Raw genomic sequence first — 15,696 nt, 5'->3', positions numbered from 1 at the left:
TTATGCCAAAACGTACTGATATAAAAAGTATTTTGATCATTGGCGCCGGCCCTATCGTTATCGGCCAGGCCTGTGAATTTGACTACTCCGGCGCTCAGGCCTGTAAGGCTCTGCGTGAAGAGGGCTACCGTGTAATTCTGGTGAACTCTAACCCGGCGACCATCATGACCGATCCGTCGATGGCTGATGCAACCTATATCGAGCCGATTACCGTTGAAGCGGTTGCCAAAATCATCGAGAAAGAGCGTCCGGATGCACTGCTGCCAACCATGGGTGGCCAGACCGCACTGAACTGTGCGCTGGGTCTGGAAGCGGCTGGTGTACTGGAAAAATTCGGCGTGGAAATGATCGGTGCAAACGCCGACACCATCGACAAAGCTGAAGACCGTAACCGCTTTGATAAGGCGATGAAAAAGATCGGTCTTGAGTGTCCGCGCGCCGGTATTGCGCACAGTATGGAAGAAGCCCGCGAAGTACAGAAAACTCTGGGCTTCCCGTGCATCATCCGTCCGTCCTTTACCATGGGCGGCACCGGTGGCGGTATTGCTTACAACAAAGAAGAATTCGAAGAAATCTGTACCCGTGGTCTGGACCTGTCGCCAACCAACGAGCTGCTGATCGACGAATCCCTGATCGGCTGGAAAGAATATGAGATGGAAGTTGTGCGTGATAAAAACGACAACTGCATCATCATCTGTTCTATCGAAAACTTCGACGCCATGGGTGTGCACACCGGTGACTCTATCACCGTTGCTCCGGCACAGACCCTGACCGATAAAGAATATCAGATCATGCGTGACGCCTCTCTGGCGGTACTGCGTGAAATCGGTGTGGAAACCGGTGGTTCTAACGTGCAGTTCGGTATGGATCCGAAAACCGGCCGTATGGTCGTGATCGAGATGAACCCGCGTGTATCCCGTTCTTCGGCACTGGCTTCCAAAGCAACCGGTTTCCCGATTGCTAAAGTGGCGGCCAAACTGGCTGTGGGTTACACCCTGGATGAACTGCAGAACGATATTACCGGTGGTCGCACGCCGGCATCGTTTGAGCCGTCGATCGACTACGTGGTTACCAAAATTCCACGTTTCACCTTCGAAAAATTCCCACAAGCCGATGGTCGTCTGACTACGCAGATGAAATCTGTCGGTGAGGTGATGGCGATTGGCCGTACTCAGCAGGAATCTCTGCAGAAAGCACTGCGCGGCCTGGAAGTCGGTTCTACCGGTTTTGATCCGAAAGTGGATCTGAACGATGCCGGCAGCAAAGACAAAATTATCTCTGAACTGCGTGTACCTGGCGCCGACCGTATCTGGTACGTGGGCGATGCCTTCCGTGCCGGTATGAGCGTTGACGAAATTTATCAGCACTCCGGTATCGATCCGTGGTTCCTGGTGCAGATTGAAGATCTGATCAAAGAAGAAGGCAATGTTGCGCAGAGCAGTCTGACGTCAATGGATGCCGACCGCATCTTCCGTCTGAAGCGTAAAGGTTTCTCCGATGCGCGCCTGTCAGCACTGCTGGGCGTGACCGAAAAAACCTTCCGCAAACAGCGCCAGAAACTGGGTATCCGTCCGGTGTACAAGCGTGTGGATACCTGTGCGGCTGAATTCGCCACCGACACGGCTTATATGTACTCCACGTACGAAGAAGAGTGTGAAGCGAATCCGTCTGATCGCGAGAAAATCATTGTTCTCGGTGGTGGTCCGAACCGTATTGGTCAGGGTATCGAATTCGATTACTGCTGTGTGCACGCCGCACTGGCAGCGAAAGAAGAAGGTTACGAAGCCATCATGGTTAACTGTAACCCGGAAACCGTTTCTACCGACTATGACACGTCCGACCGTCTGTACTTTGAGCCTGTGACTCTGGAAGACGTACTGGAAATCGTTGACCGTGAAAAGCCAAAAGGCGTAATCGTACAGTACGGTGGTCAGACTCCGCTGAAACTGGCCGACGAGCTGGAAGCTGCGGGTGTACCGATCATCGGTACTTCTCCGGAAGCGATCGACCGTGCCGAAGACCGTGAGCGTTTCCAGCAGATGATCCAGCGTCTGGGTCTGAAACAGCCGGTTAACGCCACTGTTACTTCGGCTGAAGAAGCGGTAATTAAAGCTGCAGAAATCGGTTACCCGCTGGTGGTTCGTCCATCTTATGTTCTGGGTGGCCGTGCGATGGAAATCGTCAACAACGAAGCCTCGCTGCGTCGTTACATGACTGAAGCGGTAAAAGTATCCAACGATTCTCCGGTACTGCTGGATTACTTCCTGGATCGTGCGGTTGAGGTGGATATCGACGCGATCTGTGACGGTGAGCAGGTTGTGATTGGCGGTATCATGCAGCACATCGAGCAGGCCGGTATTCACTCCGGTGACTCAGCCTGTTCTCTGCCGCCATACAGCCTGCCGGCTGATGTTCAGGATGAAATGCGCAAGCAGGTTGCAGCGATGGCGCTGGAGCTGGGCGTTGTTGGCCTGATGAATACGCAGCTGGCATGGCAGGATGGCGAGATCTACGTGATCGAAGTTAACCCGCGTGCTTCCCGTACCGTGCCGTTTGTGTCCAAGTGTATTGGTACCTCTCTGGCGGCGGTTGCGGCCAAAGTTATGACCGGCAAGAAACTGTCTGAACTGGGCTTTACCAAGGAAATTATTCCACCGTATTTCTCGGTAAAAGAAGCGGTATTCCCGTTCAATAAATTCCAGGGTGTTGACCCGATTCTTGGGCCGGAAATGAAATCCACCGGTGAAGTAATGGGTGCCGGTAAAACCTTCGGCGAAGCCTTCTTTAAAGCACAGCTGGGTGCCGGTGCCAAACTGCCGGACAGCGGTGTGGCTTTTGTATCGGTACGTGATGCCGATAAAGCCGGTGTGGTTGCCGTTGCTGAAGGTCTGATCGAGCGCGGCTTTAAACTGGTCTCTACCGAAGGTACCTGCAAAGTGCTGCAGGCTGCTGGTGTAGCCGTTGAACGCGTGAGCAAGGTGACCGAAGGTCGTCCACATATTGTGGATATGATTAAAAATGACGAGATTTCTCTGATTGTGAATACCACCGATGGTCCACAGGCCATTGCAGATTCTGCCGACATCCGTCGCAGCGCGCTGCAGCACAAGGTGTATTACACAACGACTCTGGCCGGTGCTGAAGCGGTGGTTGAAGCGCTGCGTTCAGAAGGTCTGAAAGAAGTTCGTCGTCTGCAGGAACTGCATGCGACCATTTAATGGTCGCATTCAATTAGGGAGTCAGAATATATGCAAAAGTATCCAATGACTGTTGAAGGCGAAGCCTCACTGCGTGAAGAGCTTCAGCGCCTGAAAACAGTTGATCGTCCGCGCGTTATTGCGGCGATTGCAGAGGCGCGTGAGCACGGCGACCTGAAAGAAAACGCTGAATACCACGCCGCCCGCGAACAGCAGGGCTTTATTGAAGGCCGTATTCAGGATATTGAAGGTAAGCTGTCTAATGCTCAGGTTATCGATATTAAAACCATTCCGCATAGCGGAAAGGTTTTGTTCGGTACTACGGTGCGTATCATTAATGTGGATACTGATGCAGAAGTGGAATACCGCATTGTTGGTGAAGACGAAGCGGATATTAAAGCTAACCGTATCTCTATTTCTTCACCGATTGCGCGTGCGCTGATCGGTAAGGAAGAAGGGGATGTGGTTACGGTTCAGATTCCGAGCGGTACCGTTGAGTATGAAATTGACGAAGTAAGACACGCCTGATTTCTGCTTTTCAGTCCATAAAAAAACCGCGCTATACGCGGTTTTTTTATGCCCGATTGGTAGCTGATCAGGGGCAGGGGATCAGCGGTAAATCGTCAAAATCATCTGAGCCATCATCCCGCTCAATCGCACGCATCATTGCCTGCAGTTTCTTCTGCGCTTCTCGGCGTTTCAGTGCTTTGTTCCAGCGGCGGATCTGAACTTCATTTTTTAATTCCAGTTCCGGTACCGGGGTTGGTTTGTTGTTGTCATCCATGGCAACCATAGTGAAAAAACAGGTATGAGTATGGCGCACAGTGCGTTGCTTAATATCTTCGGCGACTACTTTAATGCCGATTTCCATAGAGGTGCGACCGGTATAATTTACCGTAGCAAGGCAGGTGATGAGCTCGCCGATCAGAATGGGTTGTTTGAACAGAACGTTATCAACGGAGAGGGTCACAGCATAATGACCGCTGTAACGCATGGCACAGGTGTAGGCAACCTTGTCCAGCAGCTTGAGTAATTCGCCGCCGTGCATATTGCCGGAAAAGTTAGCCATATCCGGAGTGACGAGTACGGTCATCTCGGTTTGTATGATCTGTCCCACAAAGATTCCTCACTGAATGATAAAGCCAGTTTAACGGAAATCGGTGCAGAGAGAACGGGGGAATATGTTCAGGATCAGACTCTGTCAACAATGACAGAGTCTGATCACTAATTATTTGAACGGGAGAAGAAAATCAGAAATTTTCGGTGGAGGTGAAAAGCCCTACACGCAGATCTTTGGCGGTGTAAATTTCACGGCCATCAACTTCCATGGATGCGTCGGCGATACCCATCACCAGTTTCTGTTCCATCACGCGCTTGATGTCGATACGGTAAGTCACTTTTTTCGCGGTTGGTAACACCTGGCCACGGAATTTCACTTCGCCACAGCCCAGTGCACGGCCACGGCCAGGGTTACCGCGCCAGCCAAGGAAGAAACCAACCAGCTGCCACATGGCATCCAGGCCCAGACAGCCAGGCATTACCGGGTCAGTTTCAAAGTGGCAGTCAAAAAACCACAGCGATGGATCAATATCCAGTTCGGCAATAATTTCGCCTTTACCGTAAGCGCCACCTTCGCTGCTGATGTGCGCGATGCGATCCATCATCAGCATGTTAGGCAGTGGCAGCCGTGCATTGCCTTCACCAAACAGTTCACCGTGGCCGCAGGCCAGCAGTTGTTCACGGTTAAAGGAGTTTGGGTGAGTCATGCAGTTTCCTCTTCTGGTCTTGGTCTTTAGGGTCATTATAAGTATGCCGGTACACTGACATATTTACAGCATGATAGCCAATGAAGGTTTTTTGAATAAAAGGAATTAATGGGTAGTATTTCCGGCGCAGGCTGCGCCGGGAAACCGGTTTCTGATCAGAGTTTTTCGACCAGCAGACTGCCGATGGAATAACCGGCGCCAAAAGAACAGATCAGGCCTTTATCGCCAGCCTTGAAATCATCTTTATAGCGGTGGAAAGCAATCACTGAGCCGGATGACGCTGTGTTGGCAAATTCGTCCAGTACCACTGGTGCTTCATTACCTTCAGGCAGGCGGCCGAGGAGTTTTTTAACGGCAAACAGGTTCATATTAACGTTTGCCTGATGCAGCCACATACGTTTCAGTGAAGAAGCTTCCAGTTGGTTTTCGGTCAGCAGATTTTCAATAAAATTAGTGACCAGAGGCAGCAGTTCTTTGAATACTTTGCGGCCCTGTTGTTTGAAGGCGTAGCGGTTGGCCGGTACGTTTTCAAAGCAGTAATCGGCGTAAGAGGCATCGCAACGGATATTATCCGAGTATTGGGTAAATTGTTTGGTGCTCAGAATGCGGAAAGTATGTTCTGAAGTTGCCGTCTCGGCAGGCTCCAGAATCGCTGCGGTAGCAACGTCGCCAAAAATAAAATGGCTGTCGCGATCTTTGAAATCCAGTCCCGGGGTGGTGAATTCCGGATTTACAAATAACACACATTTGGCGGTGCCGGCTTTTAACGCGGTGTAAGCATTGATCAGCCCGAAGGTTGCGGATGAGCAGGCAATGCCCATGTCATAAGCAAAACCTTTAATTCCCAGTTCGCGTTGAATTTCAACCGACATACCCGGGTAGTCACGCTGGCGGAAGGTGCTGGATACAATGACCATATCAATATCGTCAGCGGTTTTACCGGCCTGTTCCATGGCTTCACGTGCAGCAGCAACACCCATGGTAACCATTTCCGGGGTGGCGCCTTCCTGTGTCATCGGAAATACAGGGTGCATGATGTCCGGGTTGACGATGCCATCTTTGTACATGGCGTAGCGTGCTTTGATACCGGAAGCCTTCTCAATAAATTCGCTGCTGGACAGTGGCAGTGCTTCAGTTTCGCCGCTGGCAATGGCGTCCGCGTGCTCTTCGTTAAAGCGGTTTGCGTAGGCATTGTAGGCTTCTACCAGTTCATCGTTGGTGATGGTAAAAGGCGGGATGAACAGGCCGGAGCCGGAAATTACGATATCGGACATGAGCATTGAAACCTTACTTTTTTCGCTATTATCACCGGAACGGTCCGGTCTTCCAACTCCCCTTTGGTGTAAGCTTGTTAACACAGGTCTGATATGGGCAGTCAGGCCACGGATTTATCTTTCCCCTGCACTTATCCGGAGTATCCGGACGGAGTCATTAACATGGTCCGGCATTATCTGATTTTATTCCGCACGTTCTGGTTGGGTGGGTTATGGGCTTGTGCGTATGTGGTCAGGCCATTGCTGGAACACCGCGGCTTTTTTCCGCAGCACGGTATGGATGTCATGCATGTAATGGTAGGGCTTGGCGCGGTCAGCGGAGGGCTTATTCTGTTGTTGGGATTATTGTTTCGTGCTCTCAGCTGGCGTCAGTTACCTGTGCAGCTGGTATTGATTATGACGTTTCTGTCACTGGTGTATTTCGCATTTATGCCATGGTGGAAGCTGCAAATGATACTGGTACATGCCATATCACTTTTAGGATTGGTCTGGCTGCTGATTGCGCCGCTAACGGTTATCCGCCGGGATGTTACGCCGGCGGAACGATAAAACGATCAGCGCTTCAGGTTGGACAGCTTTGGATTCGCTTTGGGGTTGCGACGCAGTAACAACGCGGTGTTACCTATCTGTTGCGGCATTTCTGCACCGGTGATGCGCAGAATTTCGGCCAGAACTTCTTTTTTTACATCGCGGTCACCGACCGACACTTTGATTTTGATCAGTTCGTGATCGTTCAGGGCGCGGTTCAGCTCGTCAATAACGCCTTCGGTCAGGCCATTGGCCGCAACGGTGACAATCGGATTCAGTGTGTGGCCGATGGCACGATAGGCCTTTTTCTGTTCGTTTGATAATGCCATATAGGTTCGGAAGCTCTGTAGTTCGGTAGTAAAGTGGTTCGGTGGTAAACTTACCGTTTTATACGGCGTAGACCCTTGGGCTTGTTTCCACGAGTTAAACAGACCCTAGTATACCTGACCTTGGAGCAAGTACCTGCATGGCGCGTTCAAAAACCAGTGCCGATTGGCTGAAAGAGCATGTTGATGACATTTATGTGCAGAAAGCACAACAGGATGGCTACCGCACGCGTGCCAGTTACAAGCTGATTGAACTTGATGAAAAAGACCAGCTCATAAAGCCCGGTATGACCATTATTGACCTGGGGTCGGCCCCGGGTGGCTGGTCACAGGTGGTCGGGCGCAAGCTGAATGGCAAAGGCGTTGTCATTGCCTCCGATATTCTGCCTATGGATCCGATTGCTGACGTCGAGTTTATTCAGGGTGACTTCACTGAAGAGGCCGTTTTTAACGAATTGATGGCAATTGTCGATGGCCGCCCTGTGGACCTTGTAATCTCCGATATGGCCCCCAATATGAGTGGAGTAGCTTCCATTGATCAGCCCGGTTCCATGTATTTGGTAGAGCTGGCGCTGGATATGGCGCGACAGGTGTTACGCCCTAACGGTCAGTTTGTCGCCAAAGTGTTCCAGGGTGATGGTTTTGATGAGTACGTAAAGGATGTAAGACAATCCTTTACAAAAGTTTTGATTCGTAAGCCCAAGGCGTCGCGTCCGCGCTCACGTGAGGTTTACGTCGTTGGGAAAGGTTTCCGCGCTTAGCCATTGCTTGCTAAGCTAGACAGTTAAAAGATGGGAAGTCGGGATATGGCCCGACTCCGCAGCCAATGAGGTGGTGCCGGGTATGGCGAAGAATTTCATATTATGGGCGGTGATTGCAGCCGTTCTGATGATGGTGTTCAACAATTTCCAGAGTGTGGGCCGGGGTAAGGAATATTCCTACTCTGAGTTCATTACTGCCGTGGAAAGCGGGCAGGTGGAAAAAGTTACTATCTCTGGTCAGACCATTTCCGGTGTTAACAGCGGTGGCGAAGCTTTTGAAACTATTCTGCCTGTCTATGATGACAAGCTGATGGATACCCTGCTGAATAACCACGTTCAGGTGTTGGGTGAAAAACCTGAGAAACAGGGTTTCTTCACGCAGTTGTTGCTGGCGTCATTGCCGATTCTGATCATCATTGCCGTGTTTATGCTGTTTATGCGCCAGATGCAGGGCGGTGGTGGCGGTAAAGGCGGCCCGATGGCTTTTGGTAAAAGCAAAGCCAAGCTGCTCAGCGAAGATCAGATTAAAACCACTTTTGAAGACGTCGCCGGCTGTGATGAAGCTAAAGAAGACGTAAAAGAACTGGTTGAGTTCTTGCGTGATCCGGGCAAATACCAGCGTCTGGGCGGAAAAATTCCACGTGGCGTACTGATGGTTGGTCAGCCAGGTACCGGTAAAACCCTGCTGGCAAAAGCCATTGCCGGTGAAGCGCGTGTGCCTTTCTTCTCCATTTCCGGTTCGGATTTCGTTGAGATGTTTGTCGGTGTTGGTGCATCACGTGTACGTGACATGTTTGATCAGGCGAAGAAGCAGGCGCCTTGTATCATCTTCATTGACGAGATTGATGCGGTTGGCCGTTCCCGTGGTGTGGGTATCGGCGGTGGTAATGATGAGCGCGAGCAGACTCTGAACCAGTTGCTGGTTGAGATGGACGGCTTTGAAGTTAACGATGGCATCATTGTTATTGCTGCAACCAACCGTCCGGATGTACTGGACCCGGCGTTACTGCGTCCTGGTCGTTTTGACCGCCAGGTTGTTGTTGGCCTGCCGGATATCCGTGGTCGTGAGCAGATTCTGAATGTGCATATGCGTAAAGTACCGCTGGCAGATGATGTGAATGCATCCATTATTGCCCGTGGCACCCCGGGGTTTTCCGGTGCTGATCTGGCTAACCTGGTAAACGAAGCGGCACTCTTCGCGGCCCGTTCAAACCGTAATCTGGTCACTATGGAAGAGTTCGAGAAAGCCAAGGATAAGATCCTGATGGGCGCCGAACGTAAGACCATGGTGATGTCTGAAAAAGAAAAGACCAACACGGCTTATCACGAAGCGGGTCATGCTATTGTCGGCCGCTTGGTGCCGGAACATGATCCGGTTTACAAGGTATCGATCATTCCCCGTGGCCGTGCTTTGGGGGTCACCATGTTCCTGCCGGAAGAAGATCGTCATTCCATCAGTAAGCGTGGTATCGAAAGTAATATCTGCTCGCTCTATGGTGGTCGTATCGCCGAAGAGATGACGCTGGGTAAAGATGGTGTGACAACCGGTGCTTCCAACGATATTGAGCGTGCGACCAAATATGCCCGCAACTATGTCACCAAGTGGGGCTTATCGGAAAAACTGGGCGCGCAGTTATATACCGAAGAGGAGCAGAATGGTTATCTGGGTTCTTCCGGTGGCGGTCAGATGTCGCATCTGTCGGATGACACTGCACGTGTTATTGATGCCGAGGTAAAGGGCTTGCTGGATAGCTGTTATCAGCGTGCGGCGAAAATTCTGGAAGAAAACCGCGATAAACTCGAACTGATGAAAGACGCGCTGATGGAATATGAAACCATTGATGCGGATCAGATCGACGATATTATGGCTGGTAAAAAGCCACGTCCGCCAAAGTCCTGGGGGGATAATGGCTCTGGTCCTGCGGCACCGGCAGAAGAAAGCCGCGATATGGCCCGCGATGCCGATGATGATGCGGTGGGTGATCCGGCCGGCGAGCGCAACTGATTCGCTTGGCTTATGCATAACAAAAAGGCGGCGCAAGCCGCCTTTTTGTTTCTGTTCGTATTTCCATTTGTCTACAGGATCTCTGCGTGAAATTTGTTTGCGGTAATCGCCAGCTTGATCTTTCTGTTCCCCGGGTGATGGGGATTCTTAATGTTACTCCTGACTCGTTCTCCGACGGTGGCCGTTTTACTGTGCTGGATAATGCATTGCGTCATGCCGAGCAGATGCTGAATGAAGGTGCAGCCTTGGTTGATGTTGGTGGTGAGTCGACCCGTCCGGGTGCTGCACCGGTAAGCGAAGCTGAAGAGCTTGAGCGGGTCGTTCCGGTGATCGAAGCCATCGTGCAGCGTCTGGATGTGGCGGTTTCCGTTGATACCAGTAACGCGGAAGTTATTCGCGCCAGTGCTCAGGCAGGTGCTCATCTGATTAATGATGTGCGTGCACTGACAAGGCCCGGAGCGTTGGCGGCTGCAGCGGCTTCTGGTTTGCCTGTATGTCTGATGCATATGAATGGTGAGCCACAGGTGATGCAGGCGGCCCCACGTTATGATCGTCCGATTGAGGATGCAGTGGTTGAGTATCTGGCTCAGCGTATTACAGCCTGTGAGCATGCAGGCATTGGTCGGGAGAAATTGCTGCTGGACCCGGGCTTTGGTTTTGGCAAAACCTTTGAGCATAACTTCCGGCTATTGAACCGGCTGGAGCGTTTGCATGAACTGGGACTGCCACTGCTGACCGGGTTGTCGCGTAAACGTATGATTGGTGAAGCAACGGGAAATTCGGTTGCGGACGAACGGATTGCAGGAAGCGTGAGCGGTGCCGTGATCTGTGCTTTAAAAGGTGCGAAAATACTCCGCGTACACGACGTAAAACAAACAACAGAAGCATTGCGTGTAGTGATTGCCACACAGAGGGAAGGGCATGTCTAGAAAATATTTCGGCACTGATGGTGTCCGTGGCCGGGTGGGTGCATACCCTATTACCCCGGAGTTTGTTATGAAATTAGGCTGGGCGGCCGGGAAGGTTTTCGCCCAGCAGGGGAAAAGCCGTATTTTAATTGGTAAAGACACCCGTATTTCAGGCTATATGTTTGAGTCCGCACTGGAGGCCGGTTTGTCTTCGGCGGGTGTTGATATTGGTCTGCTGGGGCCTATCCCTACGCCGGGCATTGCTTATCTGACCCGGACATTCCGCGCTCAGGCGGGTATCGTTATCAGTGCCTCACATAATCCGTATTACGATAATGGCATTAAATTCTTTTCCGGCAATGGCGAAAAACTGCCGGATGAAACCGAGCTGGCAATTGAATCCTGGCTGGATAAACCCATGAGCTGTGTTGAATCTGCTCAGCTGGGTAAAGCGGTGCGTATTAATGATGCCGCCGGCCGTTATATTGAATTCTGCAAAGGCACGGTCAGCTCACTGAATCTGCGTGGTCTGAAAATCGTACTTGATTGCGCTCATGGTGCGACCTACCAGATTGCGCCCGCGGTTTTTGCTGAACTTGGTGCGACAGTTGTTACTATTGGTGCCCAACCGGATGGTCTGAATATCAACGAAGGCGTTGGTTCTACTGAGCCTGAAGCGCTGCAGGCGCGGGTGCTGCAGGAACAGGCTGATCTTGGGATTGCCTTTGATGGCGATGGTGACCGGGTAATGATGGTGGATCACCGTGGTGAACTGGTTGATGGTGATCAGCTGCTGTTTATTATCGCGACCCACGCCAAAAATCAGGGCCGCCTGAATGGTGGAGTGGTCGGTACGCTGATGAGCAATCTGGGGCTGGAACTTGGGCTGAAAGATCTGGGTGTCGATTTTCTGCGTGCCAAAGTCGGTGACCGTTATGTGATGCAGATGCTGAACGAAAACGGCTGGCGCTTCGGTGGAGAATCATCCGGCCATCTGTTGTGTCTGGATGCCAACACGACCGGTGACGGTATTGTTGCCGCATTGCAGGTGCTGCAGGCACTGAAAGACAGTGGCACCTCTCTGCATGAATGGCAGAAACGCATGAGTAAAATGCCGCAGGTAATGATTAATGTACAACGCAGCCGTCAGGCTGATGTCATGAGTTTGCCGGAAATTATTCAGGCTATTGCTGCTACCGAAGAAAAGCTCGCCAGTCGCGGTCGTGTCCTGCTGCGTCCGTCGGGCACTGAGCCGGTGGTGCGGGTAATGGTCGAAGGCGAAGACGCGGTACTGGTACAGACACTGGCTGAAGAGTTGGCTGCAGTGGTTGAACAGGCCCTGGCATAAGTCTGCTGAATTGCCCGGCAGGCGTGCTGTTGCTTGTCTCGCCGGGGCTTCTTAGATAGTATCTGCGCTCTTTGAATTTAGGGAGACGTCATGCGTCGTTTGTTGGTTGCCGGAAACTGGAAGATGAATGCCTCTGTGGCGATGACCCAGAGTCTGTTGTCGGAACTCCGCGCCGCTCAGATTGACCAGTGTGATGTTGCGGTATTTCCGCCGTTTCCTTATCTGACACAGGCTGGCGAACTGTTGTCAGGCAGTGACATCGCTTTGGGTGCGCAGAACTGTGCAGCTGAAGAGTCCGGTGCTTTTACCGGCGAAGTTTCCGCGCCGATGCTGGCCGATGTAGGCTGCGCCATGGCGCTGGTCGGTCACTCAGAGCGCCGCACTTTATATGGTGAGACTGACGACACTGTGCTGGCCAAAACCCGGCAACTGCTGGATAACAGCATGACGGCAGTTGTCTGCGTGGGTGAGACGCTGGCTGAGCGTCAGGCGGGTCAGGCCGAGGCTGTGGTTGCTCAGCAGCTGAAGCTGTTACTGGAGCAACTGAATACTGCTCAGTGGCAACGTATTATTCTTGCCTATGAGCCGGTGTGGGCCATCGGTACGGGTGAAACCGCTACGCCGGAACAGGCGCAGGCGATTCATGCGTTTATCCGTTCGCAGCTGCAGGTGCTGGGTGCGGACGTCGCACAGGCGACACGAATTTTGTATGGCGGCAGCGTAAAAGCTGCTAATGCTGCGGAGCTTTTTTCGCAGCCTGATATTGATGGTGGTCTGGTCGGCGGTGCATCGCTCGACGCCACTGAATTTCTGGGTATTTGTCGGGCATAAGGTAAATTATGGAATCCATTATTCTGATCGTTCATATCGTGCTGGCTCTTGGCATCATTGGTTTTGTGATGCTGCAGCAGGGTAAAGGTGCCGACGCCGGCGCATCATTCGGTAGCGGTGCTTCCCAGACTGTCTTTGGCAGCAGTGGCTCAGGTAACTTCCTCAGTCGTACCACCGCAATTCTGGCGACATTATTCTTCGTAACCAGTCTTGGTCTGGGTATTTATGCCAAGCAAAAAGCTGAAGGTTTCACTGATTTAGGAATTCCTAGTCAGGAAGTGATTGAAAAGCTTGAGAAAGATACCCCACTTGTGGAAGAATACGCGCCTTCCTCTGATGCACCTGAACTGGATGCATCAACCTCTGATGAACCTGCCGTGGAAACCACTGGTAATTAAGGTAAATCAGTTTTAGTGCGGATGTGGTGGAATTGGTAGACACGCCATCTTGAGGGGGTGGTGAGCCTAGCTCGTGCGAGTTCGAGTCTCGCCATCCGCACCAATTTATTCCGGGAAAGCGAACATGGTTCGCTTTTTCTGTTTAAAGCGCCTATAATGCGCGTGCTTTTAGAGAGCACTACTAAAAAGCCCCTCGAGTCAGGGGCTTTTTAGTAGTTGCTTTTCAGAAGCGATTCACGCCGGCAATGCCATGTGTGAGTCTCACAGGAATCTGCGGTAAACGTGGATTCCGGTCTGCATAAAGCAGTAGCGGACTGGGCACAACGTTGCCCAGTTTTTGTTTGTGGTGGGGGTAGTTTTTGGCAAAAGATACGCAATTAGCAGAGCTGTTGGCACCGGTAGTGGAATCCATGGGGTTTACCTATTGGGGGCTGGAGTTTATTTCCCAGGGACGTCATTCCCTGTTGCGTGTTTTCATCGACCATGCCGATGGCATTCTTGTCGACCATTGTGCGGAAGTCAGCCGACAGCTGGGCGCCGTACTCGATGTAGAAGATCCGATCGCGCAGGATTACACGCTGGAAGTTTCGTCCCCGGGGATGGATCGTCCGCTATTCACACTCGAACAATTCCAACAATATGCCGGCCACATTATTGATGTGCGTCTGCGTATGCCCTTTGAAGGGCGCCGAAAATACAAAGGCCAGTTAATTGGTGTCGAGCAGCAAGATGTCGTACTCGTCGTTGACGATCACGAATATTTACTGCCGATTGAACTGATTGATAAAGCCAATGTTGTTCCACAATTCAAGGACTAAGGTTGCAGAGCGAGGCTAGAAGATGAGCAAAGAAATTCTCCTGGTCGCGGAAGCGGTATCCAACGAAAAGGGCGTTTCAAAAGAAATTATTTTTGAAGCAATTGAGTCAGCCCTGGCAGCGGCCGCCAAGAAGCGCTACGAAGATGAAGAAGCCACTATCCGTGTGGATATTGACCGTAAAACCGGTGATTACCAAACCTTCCGCAGTTGGTTGGTGGTCAGCAATGATGTGGTTCCGGGGCTGGGCGATGAGCTGACCCTGCAGGAAGCCCACGAAATCGATACCAATCTGCAACCTGGCGACACTTACGAAATCGAAATCGACAACCCTGACTTCGGCCGTATCGCCGCTCAGGCTGCGAAGCAGATTATCGTACAGAAAGTCCGCGAAGCAGAACGTGCGCAGATTGTTGATCAGTACCAGCACCGCGTTGGTGAACTGATTAACGGTACTGTTAAAAAAGTGACACGCGATAACGTTATCGTCGATCTGGGTAATAACGCTGAAGGTCTGCTGCCGAAAGATCAGCTGATTGGTCGCGAAATTATGCGTATGGGTGATCGTGTGCGTGCCATCCTGCATGCCGTACGTCCGGAAAACCGTGGTCCGCAGCTGATGCTGAGCCGCACCATTCCGGAAATGCTGATCGAACTGTTCCGCATTGAAGTACCGGAAATTGCCGAAGAAGTTATCGAAATTAAAGGTGCGGCCCGTGATCCGGGTTCCCGTGCAAAAATTGCGGTAAAAACCAACGACAAACGTATCGACCCGGTTGGTGCTTGTGTGGGTATGCGCGGTGCGCGTGTTCAGGCAGTGACCAACGAACTGGGTGGAAACGAGCGTATCGACATCGTGCTGTGGGATGACAATCCGGCACAGCTGGTGATTAACGCCATGGCTCCGGCCGATGTAGCGTCGATCATTATGGATGAAGAAACCAACACTATGGATGTTGCTGTTGCCTCCGACAATCTGGCCCAGGCCATTGGTCGTGGCGGTCAGAACGTACGTCTGGCTTCCGAGCTTACCGGCTGGGAAATCAACGTTATGACCGAAGAAGAAGCATCCGAGAAACAGAATGAAGAAGCCTCCGGCTTTATCGAAGGATTTATGAAATCCCTCGATCTGGACGAAGACTTCGCCACCCTGCTGGTTGAAGAAGGTTTCACCACGCTGGAAGAAGTGGCTTACGTGCCAATGGAAGAGATGCTGAGCATCGACGGTCTGGATGAAGAAGTGGTTACCGAACTGCGCAACCGCGCGAAAGACGTACTGCTGACTCAGGCCATTGCTTCCGAAGAAAAACTGGAAAATTCCCAGCCGGCGGACGATCTGCTGAACATGGAAGGAATGGAGAAACACCTGGCACTGGTTCTGGCAAGTAAAGGCATTTGTACGATGGAAGATCTGGCCGAGCAATCCATCGATGACCTGTTGGACATTGAACAGATGACTGAAGAAAAAGCGGCGGAATTGATTATGACCGCACGCAAGCCCTGGTTTGAGGGCAACGACTAACCACTGCTCGGCATAGG

The 15,696-nt window shown here is 51.7% G+C and carries 15 protein-coding genes and 1 tRNA gene; 12 read left to right on the top strand and 4 right to left on the bottom strand.

Annotated features, from left to right (window positions below; genetic code table 11):
• Nucleotides 1-2: 2 nt before the first annotated feature.
• Together carB and greA are read left to right on the top strand one after the other, a co-directional pair.
• On the top strand, nucleotides 3-3,218 hold the full coding sequence (carB, locus tag MT343_RS14720) for a carbamoyl-phosphate synthase large subunit (RefSeq protein WP_145466125.1): 3,216 nt from the start codon (nucleotides 3-5) through the stop codon (nucleotides 3,216-3,218).
• Nucleotides 3,219-3,248: 30 nt separating this feature from the next.
• Nucleotides 3,249-3,725: a transcription elongation factor GreA gene (gene greA, locus MT343_RS14715; RefSeq protein ID WP_222428427.1), complete on the top strand. Its 477-nt coding sequence runs from the start codon at nucleotides 3,249-3,251 to the stop codon at nucleotides 3,723-3,725.
• A gap of 67 nt (nucleotides 3,726-3,792) precedes the next feature.
• On the opposite strand, the gene MT343_RS14710 is transcribed toward greA, so the two are convergent.
• From MT343_RS14710 to MT343_RS14700, 3 genes are all read right to left on the bottom strand, one after another.
• Nucleotides 3,793-4,314 (bottom strand): acyl-CoA thioesterase, encoded by a 522-nt coding sequence (locus tag MT343_RS14710; protein WP_145466123.1) that lies wholly within the window; start codon nucleotides 4,312-4,314, stop codon nucleotides 3,793-3,795.
• 133 nt (nucleotides 4,315-4,447) lie between these two features.
• Complete coding sequence (gene fabA, locus MT343_RS14705) at nucleotides 4,448-4,963, bottom strand: 3-hydroxyacyl-[acyl-carrier-protein] dehydratase FabA (protein ID WP_145466121.1); 516 nt, start codon at nucleotides 4,961-4,963, stop codon at nucleotides 4,448-4,450.
• Between the two features lie 155 nt (nucleotides 4,964-5,118).
• Nucleotides 5,119-6,237, bottom strand: coding sequence for a beta-ketoacyl-ACP synthase III (locus MT343_RS14700; RefSeq protein WP_145466119.1), 1,119 nt, complete (start codon nucleotides 6,235-6,237; stop codon nucleotides 5,119-5,121).
• A 162-nt stretch (nucleotides 6,238-6,399) separates the two neighbouring features.
• On the opposite strand from MT343_RS14700, the gene MT343_RS14695 reads away from it, so the two are divergent.
• The gene (locus MT343_RS14695) at nucleotides 6,400-6,786 is read left to right on the top strand and encodes a hypothetical protein (RefSeq protein ID WP_145466117.1); all 387 of its coding nucleotides are present in this window, start codon (nucleotides 6,400-6,402) and stop codon (nucleotides 6,784-6,786) included.
• A gap of 5 nt (nucleotides 6,787-6,791) precedes the next feature.
• On the opposite strand, the gene MT343_RS14690 is transcribed toward MT343_RS14695, so the two are convergent.
• Nucleotides 6,792-7,094 (bottom strand): YhbY family RNA-binding protein, encoded by a 303-nt coding sequence (locus MT343_RS14690; RefSeq protein ID WP_145466115.1) that lies wholly within the window; start codon nucleotides 7,092-7,094, stop codon nucleotides 6,792-6,794.
• 137 nt (nucleotides 7,095-7,231) lie between these two features.
• Between MT343_RS14690 and rlmE the strand changes: the two genes are divergently transcribed.
• The 9 genes from rlmE (at nucleotide 7,232) to nusA (ending at nucleotide 15,679) form a co-directional block, all read left to right on the top strand.
• Complete coding sequence (rlmE, locus tag MT343_RS14685) at nucleotides 7,232-7,852, top strand: 23S rRNA (uridine(2552)-2'-O)-methyltransferase RlmE (protein WP_145466112.1); 621 nt, start codon at nucleotides 7,232-7,234, stop codon at nucleotides 7,850-7,852.
• Between the two features lie 82 nt (nucleotides 7,853-7,934).
• Nucleotides 7,935-9,857 (top strand): ATP-dependent zinc metalloprotease FtsH, encoded by a 1,923-nt coding sequence (gene ftsH / locus MT343_RS14680; RefSeq protein ID WP_145466110.1) that lies wholly within the window; start codon nucleotides 7,935-7,937, stop codon nucleotides 9,855-9,857.
• An 86-nt stretch (nucleotides 9,858-9,943) separates the two neighbouring features.
• The gene (gene folP / locus MT343_RS14675; RefSeq protein ID WP_243989409.1) at nucleotides 9,944-10,786 is read left to right on the top strand and encodes a dihydropteroate synthase; all 843 of its coding nucleotides are present in this window, start codon (nucleotides 9,944-9,946) and stop codon (nucleotides 10,784-10,786) included.
• The gene (glmM, locus tag MT343_RS14670) at nucleotides 10,779-12,113 is read left to right on the top strand and encodes a phosphoglucosamine mutase (protein ID WP_145466108.1); all 1,335 of its coding nucleotides are present in this window, start codon (nucleotides 10,779-10,781) and stop codon (nucleotides 12,111-12,113) included. The genes folP and glmM overlap by 8 nt, the downstream gene beginning before the upstream one ends.
• A 90-nt stretch (nucleotides 12,114-12,203) precedes the next feature.
• Complete coding sequence (tpiA, locus tag MT343_RS14665; protein WP_145466106.1) at nucleotides 12,204-12,944, top strand: triose-phosphate isomerase; 741 nt, start codon at nucleotides 12,204-12,206, stop codon at nucleotides 12,942-12,944.
• Between the two features lie 8 nt (nucleotides 12,945-12,952).
• Nucleotides 12,953-13,342 (top strand): preprotein translocase subunit SecG, encoded by a 390-nt coding sequence (secG, locus tag MT343_RS14660; protein WP_145466104.1) that lies wholly within the window; start codon nucleotides 12,953-12,955, stop codon nucleotides 13,340-13,342.
• A 17-nt stretch (nucleotides 13,343-13,359) separates the two neighbouring features.
• Nucleotides 13,360-13,445, top strand: a tRNA-Leu gene (locus tag MT343_RS14655).
• 256 nt (nucleotides 13,446-13,701) lie between these two features.
• Nucleotides 13,702-14,160, top strand: a complete 459-nt coding sequence (rimP, locus tag MT343_RS14650; protein WP_145466102.1) for a ribosome maturation factor RimP — start codon at nucleotides 13,702-13,704, stop codon at nucleotides 14,158-14,160.
• 22 nt (nucleotides 14,161-14,182) lie between these two features.
• On the top strand, nucleotides 14,183-15,679 hold the full coding sequence (gene nusA / locus MT343_RS14645) for a transcription termination factor NusA (protein WP_145466101.1): 1,497 nt from the start codon (nucleotides 14,183-14,185) through the stop codon (nucleotides 15,677-15,679).
• The last annotated feature ends 17 nt before the right edge of the window (nucleotides 15,680-15,696 follow it).

Origin of the sequence: Venatorbacter sp. C2-1, from assembly GCF_022832715.1 — a bacterium.
GTDB classification, from domain to species: domain Bacteria; phylum Pseudomonadota; class Gammaproteobacteria; order Pseudomonadales; family Oceanobacteraceae; genus Venatoribacter; species Venatoribacter alkanivorans.
This window is presented reverse-complemented; position numbering and strand designations above follow the sequence as displayed.

What these genes read in the sequence shown, in the direction of transcription:
- MT343_RS14690 (WP_145466115.1), bottom strand. Translation starts at nt 7,094, where the DNA reads ATGGCATTATCAAACGAACAGAAAAAGGCCTATCGTGCCATCGGCCAC.
- greA (WP_222428427.1), top strand. Translation starts at nt 3,249, where the DNA reads ATGCAAAAGTATCCAATGACTGTTGAAGGCGAAGCCTCACTGCGTGAA.
- MT343_RS14695 (WP_145466117.1), top strand. Translation starts at nt 6,400, where the DNA reads ATGGTCCGGCATTATCTGATTTTATTCCGCACGTTCTGGTTGGGTGGG.
- carB (WP_145466125.1), top strand. Translation starts at nt 3, where the DNA reads ATGCCAAAACGTACTGATATAAAAAGTATTTTGATCATTGGCGCCGGC.
- rlmE (WP_145466112.1), top strand. Translation starts at nt 7,232, where the DNA reads ATGGCGCGTTCAAAAACCAGTGCCGATTGGCTGAAAGAGCATGTTGAT.
- nusA (WP_145466101.1), top strand. Translation starts at nt 14,183, where the DNA reads ATGAGCAAAGAAATTCTCCTGGTCGCGGAAGCGGTATCCAACGAAAAG.
- tpiA (WP_145466106.1), top strand. Translation starts at nt 12,204, where the DNA reads ATGCGTCGTTTGTTGGTTGCCGGAAACTGGAAGATGAATGCCTCTGTG.
- glmM (WP_145466108.1), top strand. Translation starts at nt 10,779, where the DNA reads ATGTCTAGAAAATATTTCGGCACTGATGGTGTCCGTGGCCGGGTGGGT.
- ftsH (WP_145466110.1), top strand. Translation starts at nt 7,935, where the DNA reads ATGGCGAAGAATTTCATATTATGGGCGGTGATTGCAGCCGTTCTGATG.
- MT343_RS14700 (WP_145466119.1), bottom strand. Translation starts at nt 6,237, where the DNA reads ATGTCCGATATCGTAATTTCCGGCTCCGGCCTGTTCATCCCGCCTTTT.
- fabA (WP_145466121.1), bottom strand. Translation starts at nt 4,963, where the DNA reads ATGACTCACCCAAACTCCTTTAACCGTGAACAACTGCTGGCCTGCGGC.
- secG (WP_145466104.1), top strand. Translation starts at nt 12,953, where the DNA reads ATGGAATCCATTATTCTGATCGTTCATATCGTGCTGGCTCTTGGCATC.